Here is a 20,890-nt window from a genome sequence, read left to right as displayed (position 1 = left end):
AGAAGGGCGAACGAGCGTGTCGAGCGGCGCGATACCCCTTCGTTTCGAGTCGAGCGAGCGTGCCGATCGGTCAGTTGTCGAACCGGGCCTGGACGAACGGTTGCACGTCCTCGATGTCACCGAGCCGGGAGTCCGACAGCAGGACGGCCTCGGTCTCGTCGATGGGAACCGAGAGGCTGATCTCTTTGGTCCGGCCATAGCGTCCCTTCGAGACGACGACGGCGTTGACGATCCCCAGCATGTCGAGTTCGCTGATGAGGTCGGTGACGCGACGTTGGGTCAACACGTCGGCGTCGATCTCCTCGCAGAGGCGCTTGTAGATGTTGAACACCTCGCCGGTGTTGATGTTGTGGACGCCGTTTTTCTCCAGGAGGATGATCGCGAAGAGGACTATCTTGCTCTGGGTCGGCAGCGTCCGCACCACCTCGACGACCCGGTCGAGTTCGATCTTCTCCTGGGCCTGTCGGACGTGGTCTTCCTCGACGCAGTCGGTCTGGTCCCGCTCCGCGAGTTCGCCGGCCGTCCGGAGCAGGTCGAGCGCCCGCCGAGCGTCGCCGTGTTCCTGGGCCGCGAAGGCGGCACAGAGCGGAATCACGTCGTCGGTCAGTGCGTCGGACTTGAACGCCACGTCGGAGCGGTGATCGAGGATATCCCGGAGCTGCGTGGCGTCGTAGGGCGGGAAGACGATCTCTTCCTCGCCGAGGCTGGACTTGACGCGGGGATCGAGGAAGTCGGTGAACTTCAGGTCGTTCGAGATGCCCATGATCGACACCCGCGAGCGTTCGAGCTCGGAGTTCATCCGGGAGAGGTTGTACAGCGTGTCGTCGCCCGACTTCTCGACGAGCTTGTCGATCTCGTCGAGCATGATGACGACGACGCGTTCGTGGTAGTCGACGGCGTCGAAAAACGAGCTGTACACCCGATCGGTCGGCCACCCGGTCATCGGCACTTCCTCGAACTCAGCGCGATCGGCTTCGAGCCGTTCGATCTCCGCCTCGATCTCGTCGACGGTCGCGAAGTCGGTCTCGGCGAGTGGGTTCTCGTCCGGGTTCGAGGTCGCGCGTTCGCGAAGCGTATCGAGTTCCTCGATGCGATCGCCGATGTACGTCCGGTTCTGCTCGATGAACTTGTTGGCGAGCTGTGCGAGGACGCGATACTGCGTGTCGGTCACCTCGCAGTTGATGTACTCGACCATACAGGGGACTTCGTACTTCTGTGAGGTCGTCTCCAACTCCTCGCTGACGAACTTGGCGCTGGCAGTCTTTCCGGTCCCCGTCTTCCCGTAGATGAGGATGTTCGAGGGCGTGTCCCCACGGAGAGCGGAGACGAGGATCGTCGCGATGTTGTTGATCTGCTCTTCCCGGTGTGGGAGCTTGTGTGGCGTGTACGAGGGACGGAGAACTTCCTTGTTCTCGAAGATCGGCTCGCCGCTGAGAAGGTCGTCGAAGAGGCCACGGGACGCCTCGTCGGTGGCCCCGTCCTCGCCCGTGTCGATGTCGTCCAGCACCACGTCGTCGAGGTCCGTCCCGAAGTTGTCGCGGTCGGGCTGGTCGTCGTCGGTCTCCTCTGAGGACTCTCGATCCGGCGTGTTCGGGTCGGCGTCGTTTCCTGTCTCGTCCATAGTCGTGGTGACAACCCCCTCGTTTCAGGTGGAAAGACCGGTGCGCAGTGTGGAATCGCGACCGAGACCGCTCGGAAAGACGTTGTACGCGGATTTCGCCGAGCGGCGCGAGTCCAGTTGAACCACAAGAACCCGTGGGTGACTCGATATTAAACATTTCGGTCGGAACGGAGACTCGTGTCGATCCAGCGCTACGTCGGGTCCCCGATTCGTGTCTCTGTCGTTACTGACGGCAGCTTCACCGTACCTTCGTGATGTGGATAGCTGTCCCGTTCTGCAGGCATTCCCCCGAGACGGAGACGTTCGTGACGTATTCACACTCGACGGTGAGGTGGGTGTCGACAGTGAGAACGGTCGGCGGACGGAAGCGGGCGGACGGGAGCCCGCGGATGGGAGCGGGCGGACCAGAAACGGACGGGGATCTGTACTGTCGGGTGTGTTCGAGAGGAGGTGTAAGAGAAGTGTTAGCAAGAAATGAACGGCTTCGAGTGGGATTTTGGGAGGGTGTACACGAATCTCCCCTCCCCCACCCCTTCGTTTCGGGTGGAACGGGTTGAAGAGGGGGGTGGGGGGTACGGCAGTCTGTCGAGGTCTCACTAGATAAGAGAAGACTTATATATAATACGTGCGAACCAAAACCGCACTAGAAACAGAGACATATAATTAGTCGTATCTAGTATTCTAGACGCTGTTCTACACGTTCTCACGTCTCTCTAGTGACGTTTCAGATGAAACCTCCCGCGCGAACCACACATGAATTTCCCGCGCGAGCCCCGTCTCTCCCGCTGGTCCCCACGGGGGGTTGTGGTGTTCCACTCGAAACGAAGGGGTGGGGGTGTTGTATTCCGCTCTCGAATTGGTACCATTCGACACATTCACGCCAGCACTGACCCAGCCCCTCACGTCTCATCTGTCTCGTCCCCGTCGCGTTTTCTCGACAGGTTTTCTCGCTGTATCTTTCGATGTACTATCAATTCTGGTATGGTTGTCTGACGTAGCCTTAAGTGAATTCGCCTTTCTACTACGCTCAAGCCCCCGAATACGGACGTTCGGGCGGGAGGAACGAGGATGGGACTGCTCACAGATCTCAAAGACAGTATTTCACGCGCGGCATCGACGCTGTTCTCGGAAGAGAACCCCAAGCGTATCGGTATCTACGGCCCGCCGAACGCTGGGAAGACGACTTTGGCTAACCGAATCGCCCGTGACTGGACCGGTGACGCCGTCGGCCCCGAGAGTCACATTCCACACGAAACGAGGCGCGCGCGCCGGAAAGAGGACATCGAGATCGAGCGCAACGGCGCGACGGTCAACATCGACATCGTCGACACGCCGGGCGTAACGACGAAGGTCGACTACGAGGAGTTCCTCGATCACGACATGGAGAAAGACGACGCCGTGCGTCGCTCGCGGGAGGCCACCGAGGGGGTCGCGGAGGCGATGCACTGGCTCCGCGAGGACGTCGACGGCGTCATCTACGTGCTCGACTCCTCGACGGATCCGTTCACGCAGGTCAACACCATGCTGATCGGGATCATCGAGAGCCAGGACCTGCCGGTCCTGATTCTGGCGAACAAGACGGACCTCGAAGAGTCGTCGGTCCAGCGGATCCGCAACGCGTTCCCACAACACGAGACGATTCCGCTGTCGGCCCTGGAAGGAGACAACATGGACGAAGTGTACGACAAGATCGCGGAGTACTTCGGGTGATCGTGGATGGCTGAAGCAAAACCACAAGACGGCGTGCAGATCGACCTGATCAGCGGCGAGCAGATGGACGGACTGACCTCCATGGAGAAGATCAGGAATATCCTCGACGGCGTCCGCGACGGCAAAATCGTCGTCCTCGAAGAGGGGCTGTCCCCGGACGAGGAATCGCGGCTGATCGAAGTGACGATGACCGAGATCAGCCCCGACGAGTTCAACGGCATCGAGATCGAGACCTACCCGCGCTCGGAGACGTCCGACACGAGCTTCCTCGACCGACTCATGGGCACCCAGTCGACGAAGAAACTCACCGTGATCGGGCCGGCCAACCAGATCGAGACGCTTCACAAGGACGAAAACGTCATCAGTGCCCTCGTCACCCGGCAATAATGCCACACCAGTGTACGAACTGCGACCGCACGTTCTCGGACGGCTCCAAGGAGATGCTGTCGGGCTGTCCGGACTGTGGCGGCAACAAGTTCCAGTTCAAACCCGCCGGTGCCGACTCTGTCGACACCGCGGCGGAACCGCCAGATCCACCGGAACCGTCCGGTGGATCCTCGGTGGCACAGACCGTCGGCAAGACCGCTGCGACGGTCAAAGACCTGATGGGGAGTGCCACTGCCGAGGAGTCGCCGACCCGAAGCGACGGTCCCGACACGACGGGTCCCGACCGTGGGGACTCTCGCCCCAGTCCCGAAGATACCGCCCAGGCCAGCGCCCGCACGGACGTGGTCTCCGTCGACGAGCTCCCTGCGGAACCGTCGGACGACGGTGAGCATCACTTTCAGCCGGTCCAGACCGACGATCCCGCGTCGGCTCGCCCTACCCAGACGGAGCCCTCCGAGTCAGCCCCGGCCGATCGTGTCTCGGCCGACGCCGCCGAGGACGACGCCGAGCCAACTGCCGACCAGAAACCCCGCGCGGACCGACCGGGGCTGGAAGAACTCCGCGAGGAGCTCAACGACCAGTTCGAGAGCATCAAAGTGCTCGAACCCGGTCAGTACGAGCTGAACCTGATGGAGCTGTACGACCGTGAGGAGTACATCGTCGCACTCCAAGAGGACGGCCGCTACAGCATCCAGGTCCCCGAGAACTTTCGGGACTGACTCGGACGGCGTCTTTCGCTGGCCGGCGCTTCGGTTAACGATATCATCAAAAACGATTTCAGACGGCCGTGTTTAGACGCTCCTCGATCGGCGAGTCACGGACCGTAGCGGTTGTCTAAAATCTGTCCTGAGTGCCTCATTGTGTCGATCTGTTCGCGGAGCATACGCCGCAAGAGCCGATTTGTACTGCGTCTAAACAAGGCCATTTCAGACACTTTCTGCTATTTATGGCGACTCTCCCGGTCTCAATTCCAAATCTTCGTTATCTTTTATATCAACCTCTACATTGCCTACAAACCACTTCATTGAAAATCAAATAGAGATAATAATTTTTTTGACTGCACTCTAAACCAAAATCTGCTTGCAATGACGAAACGAAGAAAATTCCTCAAGGGCATCGCCTCCACATCGCTACTCGGTGCGGTACAGAGCGCAACCGCCGAGCGTTCGTCGGACAGTACAGTGCAACCGCTCGGTACCGGGGGGCCAGGTAACGACGAACAGTTACCCGTGTACACGGACGGGAGACTCGTCTCTCACTATCGTCCTGATCCGAGTCACGAAGACCGCTACATTCGGCCTTGTTTAGACGCGTGATTTCACGGTCATGAGTGGCTGACGCTGAGTTCGATGTTTCTGACAGCACATTTCAGAACGAGTTCGCGGAACTGACCGAACCAGGTTCGAGCCCGAACGATCTCGCCGTATTTGCGTCGCAGCGCGAAAAACGTGGATTCGGCGTTCGAGCGTTGATGGTAGATCGTATCATCTTGCAAGAAATTGTTGGCGACGCCGTGCCAGCCGAATTCGCGGTGCTTAATCACCGGTTTGACGCCTTCAGTACGGAGCCTTTGGCGGAGGAGCCACCAGTCGTAGCCCTTGTCAGCTGTAAGAATGTTCAGTTTGTCGAGGTTGCGTTTGACCATTTGCCAGCCGATCTTAGAATCGTGCGGTTGTTTCATCGAGCAATGTATATCTAGAATCGCACCTGTCTTGCAATCACTGAGGAGGGTCGTTTTCACCGCTCGAACGTGTAATTCGTCCGTTTTGCGTAGTGTTGGCTGGCGGCTATCCGATCCATGCCGGTTGCGTCGATCGCCTGAACATCGCCAAGATCGTGCAACTCCGCCGACAGCCGCAGCAAGACACGCCAGATACGCATTTCCAGGTCCTGCTTGCGTGTACACACGGTCGTGAAATCAGGCAGATTAGCCACTGCTAGGCCGAGTTTGGCGACAATTCCATGCATTTCGTGGAGCACGTCCAGCAACCGCTGATACGTGTGATCAAGATACTCGCGGAGACCGTGAAGCGTGACGATCACCCAATCTGCGTAGCCGTTTTCTCCTTCTTCGTACGCTGGATCCGGTTCGCCGACGACGGCTTTTTGAGCAAGCGAGACAACCCGATCAGTGAAGCGGGCGAGCTGTGTAGACACAACCGGCTTTTCCCGCTTCACTTCCTAGTAAGTTAGACATTTAGCCGCTCTTACTAGCGTCTAAACACGGCCAAAACTCCTATAATTTGACCATCTCGCGGCTATGGTTGTCGCCTCGCTCAAAATTGGTGATTGCGACGACGAGTTAAAGCTACAGCGATTACACATAATGACAACGCTGCCAATTGCCTAGTACAATCCGCAAAACGGTGATGGGCAGGCGAGTAGAAATAGGAAATTTTGGGGAAAATCAATTTGAGGAATACTTTTATAATCAAGACAATAGAAAAATACAGGTGAGCACTTGCTTATGCGTTGGAGAAATACCAGAGGGGCTGCATTAATGATGGCTAAAATAACTTCAGCATTTGCTGTGTCAATGCTATTTACTATTATTGTAATAGTTGTTCTCCCATTTGGTGATATTAGCCCGCGAACTCCAGGAAGAGTCATTATTATTTTCGTTTTTTATACCACTTGGGTACTTTTGATGTTCAGACGAGGGTGTCATAGAAGTCTTCACACACTATGGTCGAGATTGTGATTATTATAGAGCGTTACTAGCTTAGAAAGCCGTGCACTTGGTGCACGGTGCGTTGAAATGTTTAGAGTATCCCTTTTCGTTTCCGAATTATGATTTCTCTCACTCGTTCAGCGTGATTTGACTCGGATTGAACGAACGCTGTGAGGATGGCCTCGACGATCTCGGAGCGGCTGGCTCCGAGATCGTCACACTCAGCAACTAATTCGTCCACTTCTTGTACGATCTCTTCGTCAACAGCAACGCCGAATTTCTCTTTGCCCATATCTATAACCCACTAAAAATGGCGTGCACCAAGTGTACAGCGTTTTGAGGAAGTCAACGAAACCATGAGAACCGTTCTATGACACCCTCGTTCAGACTCATATTCGGAGAGTATATTCCTCGACAATCTCTCAAAAATGGCAGCTAAAGCTAATCCAAGTATAACTACTCTCATGGTATAGTTCCCTTTTTCGTCCACGCTCTATTAGAAAACAATCAGAGGGCCGCGCGGATCGCCGGTGACGGCCGCCGCGAACGACGCTGTTCCGACCCCGTTCGGGCTGGGACCGACGGGGACGGCAGTTCGGCCCGTTGCGTCGGCGTGGTAGCCCGGACGCTTCGAGAGCGTACAAAAGCGACGTGGCATTCGACTGTCGGTGCTGACCCTCAGTCGTCGCCGCTCGCGGGCGGCGCTGGCGTCGGGCATCTCCGCGACCGGGTTCGTGGCGACGGTCCAGACCGCGTTCACCTCGTCGTCGACGGCCTCGACGGTTCCGACCGGATCGGGGCCGGTGCTGTCCGGGAGTCGATCGACGGGAACGCCCCACTCCTCGGCGACCAGCGCGCGCTCGTCGGGGTCCTGGGTCTCGCTGACGCCGCGCTGGCAGGCAAGCCCCTGGTTGACGGGGTGGGTGGCGTCCCCGCGGACGGTGTCGATCCCGTTGCCGACGTCGACGCCACGCTGGAGGTGGCCACAGCCGACGGCACAGCGCATACAGATGGTCGGTATCCAGTCGCTCATCGATCACGAACGTTCGTGCGGTATTCTGGTTGACGATCCATGCGATATCTAACTATGTGGTTGGTGTATACACGGGGACAAAACTCTGAGGTACACAAACGAACGTCTTTGGAGGAGAGAATTACAAGAAGGAAACCAGATGGTTGCCGTCAGCGTTCGTGCGCCCAGACGGCGTCTTCGACGGTCACTTCCTTTTTGAACAGCGGGACCTCCTCTTTGAGGCGGTCGATCCCGTCCTCTACCGCTCGGAACGCCTCGCGGCGATGGCCCGCCAGTACGACGACGAAGACGATGTCTTCGCCGGCCTCGACGATGCCGGTGCGGTGGTGCAGCGCGACCTCGAAGACGCCATCGCGCGCACAGAGGTCGTCGCGGATGGTCGCCAGCTGCTCCTCGGCGACGCCCTCGTACTTCTCGAACTCCAGGTACTCCGTCGGCGTGTCGTCGTGGTCGTCGCGCTCGCGGACCCGTCCGGTAAACGTCGCGATCGCGCCGGCACGGTCGCTGTCGCTCGACGCTTTGATCCGCGCCACGAGCGAGCCCAGTGTCTCGTAGGGCTCGCAGTCGTGGAGCGCCTCGACCAGCGCCGCCGCGTCCACGTCGCTCGCGGTCTCGCCCGCCGCGAGCCGTCGCCCGGCGTGGTCGCGCCCGCCAAGCGCCACCGTCGGAATCCGCGCCCCGGAGTACCCCTCGACGACGGCGTAGTCGTACGACCGCGCGAGTTCGTCGAGCGTCTCGTCGAGGCCCCGATCCCCGCCCGTCGCGAACCACGCGTCGTCGGCGAGACCGTAGCTCACTGCCGCGCCGGCCGCCCGGTGGCGCGCCGTGTCCTTGCCCTCGGTGTCCACGTCGGGCGCGTGCGTGCAGTGCTTGATCGTCGCGACGCGGCCCCGCTCGGCCAACCGCTCGCAGACCCGCTCGACGAGGGTCGTCTTCCCCGCGTCCGACGGGCCGGCGACTCCCAGAACGTGCATACCGGAACTGACTGCCCGAGCTACCTATACGTTGCCCAGGCTCTCACTCGTCTGGAACGACCGGTAGCACTTGTGACTGTAAACGGGTTCGAGCATCCAAAACCCTCGACACGGTCGTCGATTCCCTCTGTGGGACGTGTTCACCCAGACAAGCCGACGTGACACAGAAATAAACCCGTCCGGTCCGAAACGAAAATATGCCTGCGATCAGATACGAGACTCCGGACGGCGTTCAGGAACTACGTGTCGATAGCTCCGAGATAGAATACAACGACGAGACCCAACACTGGAAGGTCAAAAGGGGAAAAAAGACGGTCGGGATGTCCACGAGCTCGTTCCCCGAGAACGCGTGTTTTCGGTGAAGATGATCGGGAAGAAAACGGACACCGTTGTCACGCAGACGTGAGAATGAGCCAGTGGTCGACTCCACCTTCGGTTTTTCCACACGACCAGCGACGGAAGCACAAAGCGGTTTGTAGGCCCCGGCCGTTGCGGGCGGTATGGACGAGTTCAGCCACGTCGAGGACGACGCGGCACAAATGGTCGACGTCGGCGACAAGGCCGTCGTCGACCGCCGGGCGGTCGCGAGCGGACGGATCGACCTGGAACCGTCGACGGCCGAGTCGATCGAGACCGGCGCGGTCGTGAAGGGCAACGTGCTGGCGACGGCCCGCGTCGCCGCGATCCAGGCCGTCAAGCGCACCTGGGACGACATCCCGATGTGTCACCCGCTCGCGATCGACGGCGTCACCGTCGACTTCGCGGTCCGCGAGGACGGCGTCGAGAGCACCGTCGAGGTGTCTTCGACCGGCCAGACCGGCGTCGAGATGGAGGCGCTCAACGGCGTCACCCGCGCCCTGCTGACGGTCTGGGACATGGTCAAATCGGCCGAGAAAGACGCCGACGGGCAGTATCTGGACACGCGCATCTCGGACGTGCGCGTGGAAGCGAAGGTCAAGGGGGACTCATGAGCGACGAGCACGGCCACGATCACGGCGACGGCGAGCACGGCCACCACCATCACCACGGCACCGACGAGACCCTCGCGTTCGCCGTGCTGACGATCTCTTCCTCTCGGTCGAGCGACGAGGACGAGAGCGGGCCGGTCGCGAGCGCGGCGATCGAGGACGCCGGCCACCGCGTCGCCGTCACCGACGTTGTCGCAGACGACGCGGCGGCCATCCGCGAGCGCGTCGAGACGCTGGCGGGCGAGCGCGACGGCGGCGTAGCCGAGGGTGACGCGGTCGACGTGGTCGTCACCACCGGCGGGACGGGACTGACGCCCGACGACGTGACCATCGAGGCGATCCGGCCGCTGCTGGACCCCGAGATCCCCGGCATCGGCGAGTACTTCCGGCGGCTGAGCCACGAGCAGGTCGGCACCGCCGCGATGCTCACCCGCGCGACGGCGGGAATCGTCGGCGAGACGGCCGTCTACGCCTTCCCCGGGAGCCCCGACGCGATCGCGCTGGGGGTCGAGGACGTGCTCCTGCCCGAGATCGGCCACGTCGTCGGGCTGGCGGGTCGATGAGTCCGACAGTCACGGCCGAGCCGTGAGTCGGACGGTCTCCCTCGCCGAGGCCCGCGGCCAGGTCCTGACCGAGGAGTTGCCGGCCGCCACCCCGGAGTACGACCGCGCTCGCGTCGCGGGCTACGCCGTCGCGGCCGTCGAGGTCGAGGACACGCGCCGGGCGACGCCGGTCGTCATGGACGTGGTCGCCGACCTCGCTCCCCACGGCGAGCCGCCGGCCGAGACGCCGTTGCGGACTGCCGTCGCGGTCGCCGCGGGCGCACCGCTTCCCCCGACCACGGACGCGGTCGTCCAGACGGACGACGCCAGCCGTCGAAACGACGACGTGGCGCTCAGAGAGCCGGTGGTCCCCGGCGAGAACGTCCTCTCGGCGACGACGCTTGGCGGCCGCGAGACCGTTTCCGCGGGGACGCTCCTGACCGCGCGGACGATCGCGCTGCTGGGTGCAGCCGGCCACGAGCGGGTGCCCGTCGTCGCGGAGACGACAGACGTGTCGAGGTGACGGCTCCACGACCGACAGTATCTTTCCGACCTGGGCCAAATCCACGGCCATGAACCACGAGCAGTCGCGATCGCTGTACGATCGGGCGCTGTCGGTGATGCCCGGCGGCGTCAACTCTTCGGTGCGAGCGACCCAGCCCTACCCCTTCTTCGTCGAGCGCGGGGACGGCGGCCACGTCATCGACGCCGACGGAAACCGATATCTCGACTTCGTGATGGGCTACGGCCCGCTCTTGCTGGGCCACGACCTGCCCGAACCGGTCCAGTCGGCGGTCCAGCAACGCGCCGCCGAGGGGCCGATGTACGGCGCGCCGACGGAAGTCGAGGTCGAACTCGCGGAGTTCGTCCGCCGGCACGTCCCCAGCGTCGAGATGACCCGCTTCGTCAACAGCGGCACCGAGGCGACGGTGTCGGCGGTGCGTCTGGCGCGGGCCTACACCGGCCGAGACAAGATCGTCGTCATGCGGGGGGGCTACCACGGCGCACAGGAGTCGACGCTGGTCGAGGGCGAGGGCGACCACACCGCCCCCTCCAGTCCCGGCATCCCCCCGGAGTTCGCAGAGCACACCCTGACGCTGCCGTTCAACGACGCCGAGGCCGCACGGGAGCTGTTCGCCGAGCACGGCGACGACATCGCCGCGGTCCTGACCGAGCCGATCCTGGGCAACTACGGCATCGTCCACCCGGTCGAGGGCTACCACGAGACGCTGCGCGAGCTGTGTGACGACCACGGCTCGTTGCTCGTCTTCGACGAGGTAATCACGGGCTTTCGGGTCGGCGGCCTCCAGTGTGCTCAGGGGAAATTCGGCGTCACGCCCGACCTGACGACCTTCGGCAAGATCGTCGGCGGCGGGTTCCCGGTCGGAGCCGTCGGCGGCCGATCGGAGATCGTCGATCGGTTCACCCCCGCCGGCGACGTGTTCCAGTCGGGCACCTTCTCGGGTCACCCCGTGACGATGGCTGCGGGTCTGGAGACGCTGCGCTACGCCGCCGAGAACGACGTGTACGACCACGTGAACGGCCTGGGCGAACGGCTGCGCGCCGGCCTGACGGACATCCTCGCGGATCAGGCACCCGAGTACACCGTCGTCGGCACCGACTCGATGTTCAAGGTGGTGTTCACCCGCGACGCCGACGGCACGCAGGCCGGCGGCCCCTGTGACGCCGGCTGTACGCAGGACCCCGACTGTGAGCGGTTCGGGACCTGCCCGAAGACCGGGGCGGACGTCAAACGGGCCGAGACCGAGCGCTGGCAGCGCCTGTTCTGGCCGGCGATGAGAGAGCAAGGAGTCTTCCTCACGGCCAACCAGTTCGAGTCGCAGTTCGTCTGTGACGCCCACACCGAGGCGGACATCGACGAGGCGCTGGAAGCGTACAAGGACGCCCTGTAGCTACTCGTCGGTCTCGCCGCCGTCGGGCTCGCCGTCGTCGGTCGTCCCGGCCTCGTCACCGCTCGTCTCGACGACTGCCGGCGAGTCGCTTGCCCTCTCCGAGTCGCTTGCCCTCTCCGAGTCGGTGCTCATCGCTCCCGAGACGAACGAGCGAGTCCGGCGGACGCCGTCGACGAGCACGAGGCCGAAGGCCGCCAGGGGCAACAGCGAGAGCCCGATCGGGATCGCGTAGCCGAAGAAGACGACGACGTACTTCACCGCCGTCAGGCCGCCGTAGAACGCCTCCATGAACGCGTCGTCGAAGCCAAACGAGGAGCGGTAGTTCTCGGGTGGCTGCTCGCTCACCGGCTCGTGGGCGTCGATCCGGATCGTCGACATGGACTCCTGGCGCTCCAGCGAGGACTGTTGCTGGCGGAGGGTTCGGAGCTCGTCTCGCACGTCTCGGAGGTCGGTTCTGATCTCGCCGGCTTCCTCGCTGTCGTTGGCCCGGCTCAGCAGGCTTTCGAGGGCCCGTTCTTCCTGCTGGAGGTCCTCGATGCGGGCCTCGCGGTCGTTGTACTCGTCGGTGAAGTCCTGGACCGACACCGACTCGTCCTCGACGTGGCCAAGCGCCGCGAGGTCGTCGCGAGCCTCGGAGAAGTTCTCGGGGGGCACCCGGACCGTGATCCGGCCCTCGTCCCAGTCGCCCCGGGAGTTCTGCGAGCGGTCGCCGACGTAGCCGCCGTGGGCCGCGGCGACCTCGCGGGTCGAGCGAAACGCCCGCGTGAAGTTGTCGACCCGCAGGTCCATCCGGGACTCGCGGACGATCACGCGATCCCCGTCGGCGTCGTAGTAGCTGCCGACGCCGCCACCACCGCTACTGCCGCCGCTGCCGTCGCCGGCCGACTGCATCGCCAGGTCGGAGCCGCCGCTGTCGGCGGTGTTTTCGGCACCCGAACAGCCGGCGACGGCGACGAGGACGACGACGGCGAGCAGGGCGATCTGTCGTCTGGTCACGGGTATCGTTGGCATGGTCCGTCAGATCGTACGACAGACGGTCGCATCAAGGCCCTGAACGGTGAAATGGCGCTTTGAGTCACGTCGTGGTGTGTCCCGGCGGCCCCGACGCCGGCCCGTGCTTCGAGATTCCGATGGCCGTCCGTCACACCGCCGGTCCCGAACCGGTGAGGCGGTAGCCTTTCCAGCCGACCCGACCAACTCCCGCCCATGAGCGACGACGACATCGCCCTCGACGAGAAGCGGATCTACGAGGAGCGCCGCGAGGAGACCTGCGCCTACGTCGCCTGCGAGATGGGCGTGGCGACGGTGGCGCTCTCGGACGACCAGATCGGACGGTTCGGGCTCGAACACGGGTGTACGGCCCGCGACATCGCCGGCAGCGACGGCCGCCTCGCGGTCGCGACCGACGAGGACGTGCTGGTCGGGGACGGGACGGGATTCACCGCCACCGGCTTCGGCCCGGCGACGGCGGTCGGCGTCGGCGAGACCGTCGTGGTCGCGGGCGAGGACGGAACGGTCGCCCGCCTGGACGGCGACGAGTGGGTGACACTGGGCGCTGTCGACGAGCCCCGCGCCGTCGACGGCGATCTCGTGGCGGCCGCCGAGGGCTGCGTCCGGATCGACGGCGGCGACCTCGTCGCGCTGGGCGGGGACGCCGTCCGAGACGTGGCCGCCGCCGGACCGTACGCCGCGAGCGCGGACGGCGTCGACCGTCTCGCCGACGGCTGGACGACCGAGCTGGCCGGCGACGCGACCGTCGTCTCGGCCGAGCGCGACGGCGACCGCGCACACGCAGTCGTCGACGGCGACCTCTTCGCACGCGCCAGCGGCGAGTGGGCGGCGGTCGACCCGACCGTGTCCGGGATCGTCGACGTCGCCTACGCCGCCGCGACGGTGACGGTCACCGCCGACGGTACCGTCGCGATCGACCCGGTGACCGCGAAAGACGGCGCACCGGAGTGGCGCTCGCGCGCGCTCGGGCTGGCCGGAGTCACCGGCGTCGCCGTGCCGTAGCTCGCCGGACGGGGCTCTCTGGGAACCGAAAAGGGGTTTAGCGCGGCCGGTAGATGGGCGAACATGATCATCCCCGGTTCGGAATCGCAGGCGTTCGCGGCGGCGCTGGCCGATGCGAGCGACGAGTCACTCGGGCGCGTCGAGTACGAGGACTTCGCAGACGGCGAGTCGGTCGTGCGCGTCCCCGACGAGATCGACCGGGCGGTCGTCGTCGCCTCGACGCTCTCGGATCACGCCCACGTCGAACTGCTCCAGTTGCAAGACGCCGCCCGCGAAGCCGGTGCCGACGAGGTCCTCACAGTCCTGCCGTACATGGGCTACGCCCGCCAGGACGAGGCGTTTCGGACCGGCGAACCCGTCTCCTCGCGTGCGATGGCGCGCGCCATCTCGTCTGGCACCGACCGCGTGCTGACGGTCAACCCCCACGAGGACACCGTCTGCGACTTTTTCGACGTGCCCGCCGAACCGGTCGACGCTGCCGGCGTCCTGGCCGACCCGCTGCCCGCGACGCTCGACGAACCGCTCTTTCTCTCGCCCGACGAGGGGGCCGTCGACATCGCGACGACCGTCCGAGACGCCTACGGGCGCGGGACCGTCGACTACTTCGAGAAAGAGAGAGACTACGACACCGGCGCGGTCGACATCTCGCCAAGCGACGCGACCGTCGCCGACCGGGACGTGGTCGTCGCCGACGACATCATCGCCACCGGCTCGACGATGAGCGAGGCCGTCGGCGTGTTGAACGACCGGGGGGCCGGCCGGGTCTTCGTCTCCTGTGTCCACCCGATGCTGGCGGCCAACGCCCAGACGAAGCTGGCGAGTGCCGGCGTCGAACGGGTCTACGGCACCGACACGATCGAACGGGCCGTCAGCGACGTGAGCGCCGCGAGCGCCGTCGCCGACCGGCTCTGATCACCACTTCGCCAGCCCCTCGCGCCCGTGGTCGTACGAGAGGATGCCGACGAACGCGATCACGCCGGAGAAGGCGGCCCCAGCGCCCAGAAAGAACACCCAGTCTATGCCGACGCTACTCATGAGCCAGCCACCGACCAGCGGTGCGACGACCGCGCCCGGTCGCCAGACGATGTCCCGGATCCCGAAACTCGCGGCGACGCCCTCACCCGTCCCCTCGTCTGCGAACAGCGCCATGCTGGCGGGCTCCCGGATCGAGTCGGCGATCCCGAGCAGGGCACTGACGGCCAGCAGCGGGAGGAACGCCGCGGAGAGTTCGCCGAAGTAGGGGAACGTGGCCGGGAGCGCCAGCGCGGAGCCGATCGCGGGCGTGAACGGGACGAGGAGGGCGGCGATCCCGTATGCGAGCCCGCCCACGAAGACGAACCGCGCGCGACCGAACCGGTCGGAGAGCCGGCCCGTGAACGGCTGGCTCAGCATGTTCATGAAGCGGGCGCTGACGATGGTCAGACTCACCGCCGTCGCACCGTTGACGGCGGCGTTGAACCCCAGTCCGCCCTGAGCGGCCGCGACGCCGGCGAAGATCGGCACCCAGTTACGGACCAGCGTCACCGCGACGGCGTACTGGGCCCGGAAGCTCGTGATCGTCGCGATCCGGCGGTTGACCGCCAGATCGAAGAACGCGAACTCCTCGACGGTCGTCTCGTCGGGCTCGACCCACGCGAGCACCGCGAGGAAGGCCAGCCCGGTGACGACCATCAGGAGCCCGAAGACGGTCGAGAAGCCGAAGTTGTCGTAGAGGATCCCGGCCGAGAGCGTCCCGCCGATGTCCGCGGCGAACCGCCAGGAGTTCGATTTGCCGATGGTGTTGCCGCGTTTGCTGTCCCTGGCTAACTGGCCCACGAGCGCGAGTCCGAGCAGGCCGGCAGTGGTCGCGGCGATGCCCTGGACCCCCCGGACGAGGACGAACCCCCAGCTCGTCTCGACGAACGTGAAGGCACCGTAGACGGCGGCGGCGAGGCCGAGACCGACGAGCAGGATCGTCCGTTTGTCGTAGCGGTCCCCGAGGTACGACACCGGGATCACCGCGACTGCCTGTGCGAAGGTCAGGCCGGTGACGAACATCCCGACGACGAACCCCTCGGCCCCGAGGACTTCGATGTACGTCGGCAACAGCGTCAGGAGCGTCACCAGCCCGAAGGCACCGGCGAATCGCGTGAAAAACAGCGCCCGCAGTTGGTTCTGGCGTTCGGTCACGGTGGGGAACACCTCCTGTAGTACAAAGATTGTTTCGATAGTCAAAGAACCTATCAGTCCGGCGTATCGGTCGCGCTCCCCGTGGGGGTGGTCCTCGCCGTCGTCACGTTCTCCGGCCAGCGCGCTCGGACCCACTCCGGGGGCTGGACCGCCGTCTCGCCGACGGCGCTGTACCGGTAGCGATAGTCGATCCGCTCGCGGTTGCTGCCGATCACGTCCTCGTAGCTGACCGACAGCGAGCGGACGAACCCCGAAGGAGCCACCAGCGCCTCGACGCTGTAGTTGCTGATCTCACCGGTCACGGGCAACGTCTCGGCCGAGCCCGTGATCCGATAGTACCGCTGGCCGTCGACCGTGGTCGCCGCGACGGTGGCCGACCCGATCGCGAGATACCGGCTGATCGCCACTTCGGGCTGGTGGCCGTAGCGTGCCGTGACGTTCGTTCCGGGTGCCGTCGAGTAGGTGAAGCCGGCGCGACTCACGTCACGTCGGTAGCGCGTCTCGCCCTCGGTGTATCCCGAGGTGTTGACGGGCCGCCACGATGTCGACAGCTCGTAGCGATAGCGCCGCTCGCGCTCGACCCACAGCCGCGTGTCGATTCGCTCGGATTCGTTCGTCCCGACGGGACTCGCGCGCTGGCGCTCCTGCCAGACGTACGAGCGGTTCCGGATCGCCGTTCGGTGGGCTCTGGCCAGCCGGTCGGCGTCGACGATCCGCGCACCCCCGACGCCCGGTGCGATCGCGCTGCCGGTCGACTCGGTGGCGGGCGGTTCGGGGACCGGTGCCGGCGTCACCGTCGTCTCCGTAGACGTGCCGATCAGCCCGCCACACCCCGCCAGGAGCGCGACGGCGACGACCGCGAGGGGCCCCAGACGCATACCCGCAGTTAGGCAGCGAGATGCATAATCCCACGGCCCGGCTCCACGGTAGTGTTCAGATAAGCAACTGCGTCAGTGGACTTGTAGACACCGAAAGCCCTCGGCCCGCTCGGCGGTTCTGTGGCGGATATCCTCACTACGCTCGGATAGTGCCGCCGCAGAACCGCCGAGCGGGCCTCGCCCTTTCATCCGCCAGGTATCGGCTATCTGATCGTCTGAACCCTGGCGGATGAAAGGGCGAGTGCTGCGTGACGGTGGAGCCGTCACGTTATAGCCGGCCGGTGGAACCGGCCGGCCCTTGCGGGAACCCGGACCCCGCAAGCACCTACCGGAGCGCAGCGTGGGTCCCGGGACCGCAACTGCACGAGGGCTTTCGGTGCTTCACTTCCGCCACTCTCGATCTCTTATCTGAACACCGTCGTATGAGTGGCGTCAGATTTTAATTGAAAGCGACATTATCGAACGGACGATGGCTGACGAGACCAACCAGATCGGACGCCTCTGGTTCGGCTTCGCCACAATCTGGTTGGGGGTTGGGATCACTGTGGGTGGACTACTGGGCCCATCCCACGAGCTTGTGATACGGTTCTCACGGACAGTCGTGGCTGGAGCCCTGATGACGATCAGTGGCGCGATCTACACGGGTGGATTTCTCACCGGGACGATTCCCACAGTGGGGACAGACGAGGACCGAATCGTGCCCAGAGAGTGGCTCTGGTCCGTCGCCGCCGTTTGTATGGCGATCGCGGCGTGTATCAGAACGGTCGGGCTGGTCGAGCCGCTACTGTAGCACCGCGTGGGCCACACATATTGGGTCGTTCCGTCGGCTGTCGGTCTATGTTACTGCCCACACAAGTCGTGACCCGAAAACGTGCGGTCCGAGCCGTGTGGCTCAGACACACACATCGTCAACACTCTTAACGGTGGCCCGCAATGCCCCGGTATGTACGTCGCTGAGACGACGCCTGGACAGTATCGCGAGGAGCAGACCACGCGCGGGGGGTCGACGCGATGACCGAACGCCCGGAGATGTTCGAAGGGGTCGAGACGATCTGGCAGGACGGCGAGTTCGTCGACTTCGAGGACGCACAGGTCCACGTGCTGGCTCACGCGCTCCACTACGGCACCGGCGTCTTCGAGGGCGTGCGCTGCTACGACACCGACGACGGCCCGGTGATCTTCCGCTGGGAGGAACACCTCGACCGACTGTACGAGTCGGCGAAGGTCTACGACATCGAGATTCCCTACACGCCGGAAGAACTCACCGAGGCGACCGTCGAGCTGATCCGCCGGGAGGGGCTGGAGTCGTGTTACATCCGCCCGATCGCCTTCTACGGCTACGGCCCGCTGGGGCTCAACCCGAGCGAGTCGCCAGTCGAGACCGCCATCGGCGTCTGGCCGTGGGGTGCCTACCTCGGCGAGGAAGCGCTCGAAGAGGGTATCGACACGGCGATCTCCTCGTGGCGCAAGCACGCCTCCAGCCAGATCCCGACCAGCGCGAAGACGACGGGAGCCTACGTCAACAGCGTCCTCGCCTCGCTGGAGGCAAAGGGCAACGACTACGGCGAAGCGATCGTCCTCAACAAGGAGGGCAACGTCGCCGAGGGGCCGGGCGAGAACATCTTCCTCGTCCGCGACGGCGAGATCTACACCACCGGTCTGGCGGAGTCGATCCTCGACGGCATCACCCGCCGCAGCGTCATTACCCTCGCCGAGGATCTGGGCTACACCGTCCACGACGACGCCACCATCTCGCGGGGCGAGCTGTACGCCGCCGACGAACTGTTCTTCACCGGCACCGCCGCCGAGGTGACGCCGATCCGCAGCGTCGACGACAACGAGATCGGTGCCGGAACGAAGGGGCCGGTCACCGACGAGATCCAGACGCGGTTTTTCGACATCCTCGAAGAGCCACCCGAGCAGTACGACGACTGGTTCAAGTACGTCTGATACGGTTTATTGTAGTTGCTTACCGGTGATCGTCTACTCCGTGGTGACGATCACCGGTAAATCGCTACAATAATCCGTATGAGTGGCGGCGCGAGTCGTTTGACACCCGCACGAAGCAACTACAGATCTGGCACGACGAGATCGGGTTCTCGGGTGATGTCCCCCGCGGTGGATCGACGCTGATGGAGTCAGCGCTGCGCCGTGAGACACCGTCTCGTCAGGAGTTGATTTGAGTGACACGGCTGCTATACTTGAGTTCGTCTCATATAGTAGCTATTGAAAATCAATGCACACCCGATCGCACGACGGCAGTGCGATCGGTGTGTAAATCGTTTCAATTGTTACTATAGTATCTCCGGAGAATCTGCTGTTTGGTAGATGTGCAAACTGAGCACTGAGGATTACACGATAGAGGGCGCTTCCAAATCAGTATATCGACAGCATTGCAATCACACTAATAAAAAACCCTGACAGGATTAAAAAGAATGAACCATCACCTGCGAAGACACCAATTACAGAGGGTGTCATAGAACGGTTCTCATGGTTTCGTTGACTTCCTCAAAACGCTGTACACTTGGTGCACGCCATTTTTAGTGGGTTATAGATATGGGCAAAGAGAAATTCGGCGTTGCTGTTGACGAAGAGATCGTACAAGAAGTGGACGAATTAGTTGCTGAGTGTGACGATCTCGGAGCCAGCCGCTCCGAGATCGTCGAGGCCATCCTCACAGCGTTCGTTCAATCCGAGTCAAATCACGCTGAACGAGTGAGAGAAATCATAATTCGGAAACGAAAAGGGATACTCTAAACATTTCAACGCACCGTGCACCAAGTGCACGGCTTTCTAAGCTAGTAACGCTCTATAATAATCACAATCTCGACCATAGTGTGTGAAGACTTCTATGACACCCTCATTACAGTCAATTGGAGGGCAAAGAGTACTAATGCGATCGCTCTAAGAGCAGCGAGGATGTCAAGCCAGACTGAATCAGCAGCAGCCACAATGAAAGGTACATTTCCCCTATAAATTAATCTTGGTATAAACCTAAATCGTGATCGAAATTCTGTTCTCGTGCGGTCGCTCTGTAGCCTATACTGACCAAACAATGGCTGTGAGCATCCGGGCGACCGAGCGGTCCGTCAGGACCCGGCAGGTCGCCCGGTTCACCGGAATCGCCGTCGGCGATTCCGGTCTTTTTCGCCCACGTTTTTGCAAGCGGGGTGCGCGGAGCGCACCCCCGCTGGAAAAAGGTGGTGGCTCATACGGAAAGTTGTAGGTCTTTACCAGATCGACCGCACGCCGTCGTGCGGTCGACTGGGTAAACGCCTACAACTTTCCGTATCAGTCGTCGTCGGCGTTGACGAGTCCGGCCGGCACCTGCGTGTGGTTCTCCTCGGCGTCGCCGAAGCCGGCCGAGAGGATCCGCGTCAGCGCGTCCTCGACGCGCTCGTCGGTCTCCTCGTAGGCGTCGGGATCGACTTCGATGACGTAGCCGGTCGTGATGTTCGGCGCAGTCGGCAAGAAGAGCACGTCGCGGCCGTCCTCGGTCTGTTGGCCGGTCTTGAACGCCGTCATCCGCAGCCCGTCCCACACTTCGAGTTTCACCGGCGTCTGGAGTTCGTCGGCCCCCGAGACGGCCGTCTCGACGGCCATCTTCGAGGCGTTGTACACTACTCGGAGACCGGGGACCTGATTCATCAGGTCGTCGAGGGCCTGTTCGATCACGTCGCCGAAAGCGGTCCGCATCAGATAGCCGATCGAGAACACGAGGAGGACGAAGACCGCGAGGGTCGTGAGCACGCGGACGAACGTCACCAACTGTGTCATCAGCTGGTGTTCCACCGGAATGTTGAGCAGCGGAGCGAGCAGCCCGGGGGTGATGACGTTCGCGAGCGGTAACGAGGCCAGAATGCCGTAGAGGTAGGCGAGTACGTAGACCGTCACCAACAGAGGGAGCAGGATGATCAGTCCGCTCGCGAAGTCACGTTTCCACGTCGCCGAGGCCATGTCAAGTCCGTAGCCCTCACCCGTTATCAGCCCTTCCCTTCGTCTCTGTCAGAC

The 20,890-nt window shown here is 63.1% G+C and carries 19 protein-coding genes and 2 pseudogenes; 12 read left to right on the top strand and 9 right to left on the bottom strand.

Going from position 1 to position 20,890, the window contains the following annotated elements; translation table 11 throughout:
* Positions 1–70: 70 nt before the first annotated feature.
* Positions 71–1,621 carry a Cdc6/Cdc18 family protein gene (locus HALKA_RS0105675; RefSeq protein ID WP_018257066.1) on the bottom strand — a complete coding sequence of 517 codons (1,551 nt, stop codon included), beginning with the start codon at positions 1,619–1,621 and terminating at the stop codon, positions 71–73.
* Between the two features lie 1,068 nt (positions 1,622–2,689).
* Here HALKA_RS0105675 and HALKA_RS0105670 point away from each other — a divergent pair.
* From HALKA_RS0105670 to HALKA_RS0105660, 3 genes are read left to right on the top strand one after another with little or no spacing between them, the layout of a single operon-like run.
* Positions 2,690–3,331 (top strand): divisome-positioning GTPase DipA, encoded by a 642-nt coding sequence (locus HALKA_RS0105670; RefSeq protein ID WP_015761793.1) that lies wholly within the window; start codon positions 2,690–2,692, stop codon positions 3,329–3,331.
* Between the two features lie 6 nt (positions 3,332–3,337).
* Entirely contained in the window at positions 3,338–3,718 is a 381-nt protein-coding gene (locus HALKA_RS0105665) for a divisome-positioning protein B (RefSeq protein WP_018257065.1), read from the top strand.
* Complete coding sequence (locus HALKA_RS0105660) at positions 3,718–4,437, top strand: Zn-ribbon domain-containing protein (RefSeq protein ID WP_018257064.1); 720 nt, start codon at positions 3,718–3,720, stop codon at positions 4,435–4,437. The genes HALKA_RS0105665 and HALKA_RS0105660 overlap by 1 nt, the downstream gene beginning before the upstream one ends.
* A 605-nt stretch (positions 4,438–5,042) precedes the next feature.
* On the opposite strand, the pseudogene HALKA_RS20215 reads toward HALKA_RS0105660, so the two are convergent.
* From HALKA_RS20215 to HALKA_RS0105635, 4 genes and pseudogenes are all read right to left on the bottom strand, one after another.
* Positions 5,043–5,896 (bottom strand): annotated as a pseudogene (locus HALKA_RS20215) (IS5 family transposase).
* 584 nt (positions 5,897–6,480) lie between these two features.
* Complete coding sequence (locus HALKA_RS0105645) at positions 6,481–6,681, bottom strand: ribbon-helix-helix domain-containing protein (protein WP_018256768.1); 201 nt, start codon at positions 6,679–6,681, stop codon at positions 6,481–6,483.
* Positions 6,682–7,251: 570 nt separating this feature from the next.
* Positions 7,252–7,422: pseudogene (locus tag HALKA_RS20210) on the bottom strand (hypothetical protein); the annotation flags it as partial.
* A gap of 149 nt (positions 7,423–7,571) precedes the next feature.
* Positions 7,572–8,396 carry a molybdopterin synthase gene (locus HALKA_RS0105635; protein WP_018257061.1) on the bottom strand — a complete coding sequence of 275 codons (825 nt, stop codon included), beginning with the start codon at positions 8,394–8,396 and terminating at the stop codon, positions 7,572–7,574.
* Between the two features lie 500 nt (positions 8,397–8,896).
* On the opposite strand from HALKA_RS0105635, the gene moaC reads away from it, so the two are divergent.
* The 4 genes from moaC to hemL are packed head-to-tail and all read left to right on the top strand — an operon-like array spanning position 8,897 to position 11,819.
* On the top strand, positions 8,897–9,367 hold the full coding sequence (moaC, locus tag HALKA_RS0105625; RefSeq protein WP_018257059.1) for a cyclic pyranopterin monophosphate synthase MoaC: 471 nt from the start codon (positions 8,897–8,899) through the stop codon (positions 9,365–9,367).
* The gene (locus HALKA_RS0105620; RefSeq protein WP_018257058.1) at positions 9,364–9,927 is read left to right on the top strand and encodes a MogA/MoaB family molybdenum cofactor biosynthesis protein; all 564 of its coding nucleotides are present in this window, start codon (positions 9,364–9,366) and stop codon (positions 9,925–9,927) included. The genes moaC and HALKA_RS0105620 overlap by 4 nt, the downstream gene beginning before the upstream one ends.
* A 22-nt stretch (positions 9,928–9,949) precedes the next feature.
* Entirely contained in the window at positions 9,950–10,429 is a 480-nt protein-coding gene (locus HALKA_RS0105615; RefSeq protein WP_018257057.1) for a hypothetical protein, read from the top strand.
* Between the two features lie 49 nt (positions 10,430–10,478).
* On the top strand, positions 10,479–11,819 hold the full coding sequence (hemL, locus tag HALKA_RS0105610) for a glutamate-1-semialdehyde 2,1-aminomutase (RefSeq protein WP_018257056.1): 1,341 nt from the start codon (positions 10,479–10,481) through the stop codon (positions 11,817–11,819).
* Here hemL and HALKA_RS0105605 read toward each other — a convergent pair whose 3' ends face one another.
* Complete coding sequence (locus tag HALKA_RS0105605) at positions 11,820–12,830, bottom strand: DUF4349 domain-containing protein (protein WP_044956488.1); 1,011 nt, start codon at positions 12,828–12,830, stop codon at positions 11,820–11,822.
* Between the two features lie 195 nt (positions 12,831–13,025).
* Between HALKA_RS0105605 and HALKA_RS0105600 the strand changes: the two genes are divergently transcribed.
* Positions 13,026–13,832: an HVO_0234 family beta-propeller protein gene (locus HALKA_RS0105600; RefSeq protein WP_018257054.1), complete on the top strand. Its 807-nt coding sequence runs from the start codon at positions 13,026–13,028 to the stop codon at positions 13,830–13,832.
* A 63-nt stretch (positions 13,833–13,895) separates the two neighbouring features.
* Positions 13,896–14,744 (top strand): ribose-phosphate diphosphokinase, encoded by an 849-nt coding sequence (prs, locus tag HALKA_RS0105595; protein WP_018257053.1) that lies wholly within the window; start codon positions 13,896–13,898, stop codon positions 14,742–14,744.
* On the opposite strand, the gene HALKA_RS0105590 is transcribed toward prs, so the two are convergent.
* Positions 14,745–16,001 (bottom strand): MFS transporter, encoded by a 1,257-nt coding sequence (locus tag HALKA_RS0105590; RefSeq protein ID WP_026190174.1) that lies wholly within the window; start codon positions 15,999–16,001, stop codon positions 14,745–14,747.
* Positions 16,002–16,054: 53 nt separating this feature from the next.
* The gene (locus HALKA_RS0105585; protein WP_018257051.1) at positions 16,055–16,879 is read right to left on the bottom strand and encodes a hypothetical protein; all 825 of its coding nucleotides are present in this window, start codon (positions 16,877–16,879) and stop codon (positions 16,055–16,057) included.
* A gap of 469 nt (positions 16,880–17,348) precedes the next feature.
* Between HALKA_RS0105585 and HALKA_RS0105580 the strand changes: the two genes are divergently transcribed.
* The 3 genes from HALKA_RS0105580 (at position 17,349) to HALKA_RS0105570 (ending at position 19,636) form a co-directional block, all read left to right on the top strand.
* Positions 17,349–17,669: a hypothetical protein gene (locus HALKA_RS0105580; RefSeq protein ID WP_018257050.1), complete on the top strand. Its 321-nt coding sequence runs from the start codon at positions 17,349–17,351 to the stop codon at positions 17,667–17,669.
* A gap of 221 nt (positions 17,670–17,890) precedes the next feature.
* Positions 17,891–18,829, top strand: a complete 939-nt coding sequence (locus HALKA_RS0105575) for a branched-chain amino acid transaminase (protein ID WP_018257049.1) — start codon at positions 17,891–17,893, stop codon at positions 18,827–18,829.
* Positions 18,830–19,435: 606 nt separating this feature from the next.
* Positions 19,436–19,636, top strand: a complete 201-nt coding sequence (locus HALKA_RS0105570; RefSeq protein WP_018256768.1) for a ribbon-helix-helix domain-containing protein — start codon at positions 19,436–19,438, stop codon at positions 19,634–19,636.
* 534 nt (positions 19,637–20,170) lie between these two features.
* On the opposite strand, the gene HALKA_RS0105565 is transcribed toward HALKA_RS0105570, so the two are convergent.
* Positions 20,171–20,836, bottom strand: a complete 666-nt coding sequence (locus tag HALKA_RS0105565) for a DUF502 domain-containing protein (RefSeq protein ID WP_018257048.1) — start codon at positions 20,834–20,836, stop codon at positions 20,171–20,173.
* Positions 20,837–20,890: the final 54 nt, after the last annotated feature.

The organism is Halomicrobium katesii DSM 19301 (assembly GCF_000379085.1).
Classification (GTDB): domain Archaea; phylum Halobacteriota; class Halobacteria; order Halobacteriales; family Haloarculaceae; genus Halomicrobium; species Halomicrobium katesii.
This window is presented reverse-complemented; position numbering and strand designations above follow the sequence as displayed.

Coding starts and splice junctions, on each gene's coding strand:
- HALKA_RS0105570 (WP_018256768.1), top strand. CDS start 19,436: ATGGGCAAAGAGAAATTCGGCGTTGCTGTTGACGAAGAGATCGTACAA.
- HALKA_RS0105670 (WP_015761793.1), top strand. CDS start 2,690: ATGGGACTGCTCACAGATCTCAAAGACAGTATTTCACGCGCGGCATCG.
- HALKA_RS0105600 (WP_018257054.1), top strand. CDS start 13,026: ATGAGCGACGACGACATCGCCCTCGACGAGAAGCGGATCTACGAGGAG.
- HALKA_RS0105675 (WP_018257066.1), bottom strand. CDS start 1,621: ATGGACGAGACAGGAAACGACGCCGACCCGAACACGCCGGATCGAGAG.
- HALKA_RS0105635 (WP_018257061.1), bottom strand. CDS start 8,396: ATGCACGTTCTGGGAGTCGCCGGCCCGTCGGACGCGGGGAAGACGACC.
- HALKA_RS0105645 (WP_018256768.1), bottom strand. CDS start 6,681: ATGGGCAAAGAGAAATTCGGCGTTGCTGTTGACGAAGAGATCGTACAA.
- HALKA_RS0105575 (WP_018257049.1), top strand. CDS start 17,891: ATGACCGAACGCCCGGAGATGTTCGAAGGGGTCGAGACGATCTGGCAG.
- HALKA_RS0105580 (WP_018257050.1), top strand. CDS start 17,349: ATGGCTGACGAGACCAACCAGATCGGACGCCTCTGGTTCGGCTTCGCC.
- HALKA_RS0105605 (WP_044956488.1), bottom strand. CDS start 12,830: ATGCCAACGATACCCGTGACCAGACGACAGATCGCCCTGCTCGCCGTC.
- moaC (WP_018257059.1), top strand. CDS start 8,897: ATGGACGAGTTCAGCCACGTCGAGGACGACGCGGCACAAATGGTCGAC.
- hemL (WP_018257056.1), top strand. CDS start 10,479: ATGAACCACGAGCAGTCGCGATCGCTGTACGATCGGGCGCTGTCGGTG.
- prs (WP_018257053.1), top strand. CDS start 13,896: ATGATCATCCCCGGTTCGGAATCGCAGGCGTTCGCGGCGGCGCTGGCC.
- HALKA_RS0105585 (WP_018257051.1), bottom strand. CDS start 16,879: ATGCGTCTGGGGCCCCTCGCGGTCGTCGCCGTCGCGCTCCTGGCGGGG.
- HALKA_RS0105665 (WP_018257065.1), top strand. CDS start 3,338: ATGGCTGAAGCAAAACCACAAGACGGCGTGCAGATCGACCTGATCAGC.
- HALKA_RS0105565 (WP_018257048.1), bottom strand. CDS start 20,836: ATGGCCTCGGCGACGTGGAAACGTGACTTCGCGAGCGGACTGATCATC.
- HALKA_RS0105660 (WP_018257064.1), top strand. CDS start 3,718: ATGCCACACCAGTGTACGAACTGCGACCGCACGTTCTCGGACGGCTCC.
- HALKA_RS0105620 (WP_018257058.1), top strand. CDS start 9,364: ATGAGCGACGAGCACGGCCACGATCACGGCGACGGCGAGCACGGCCAC.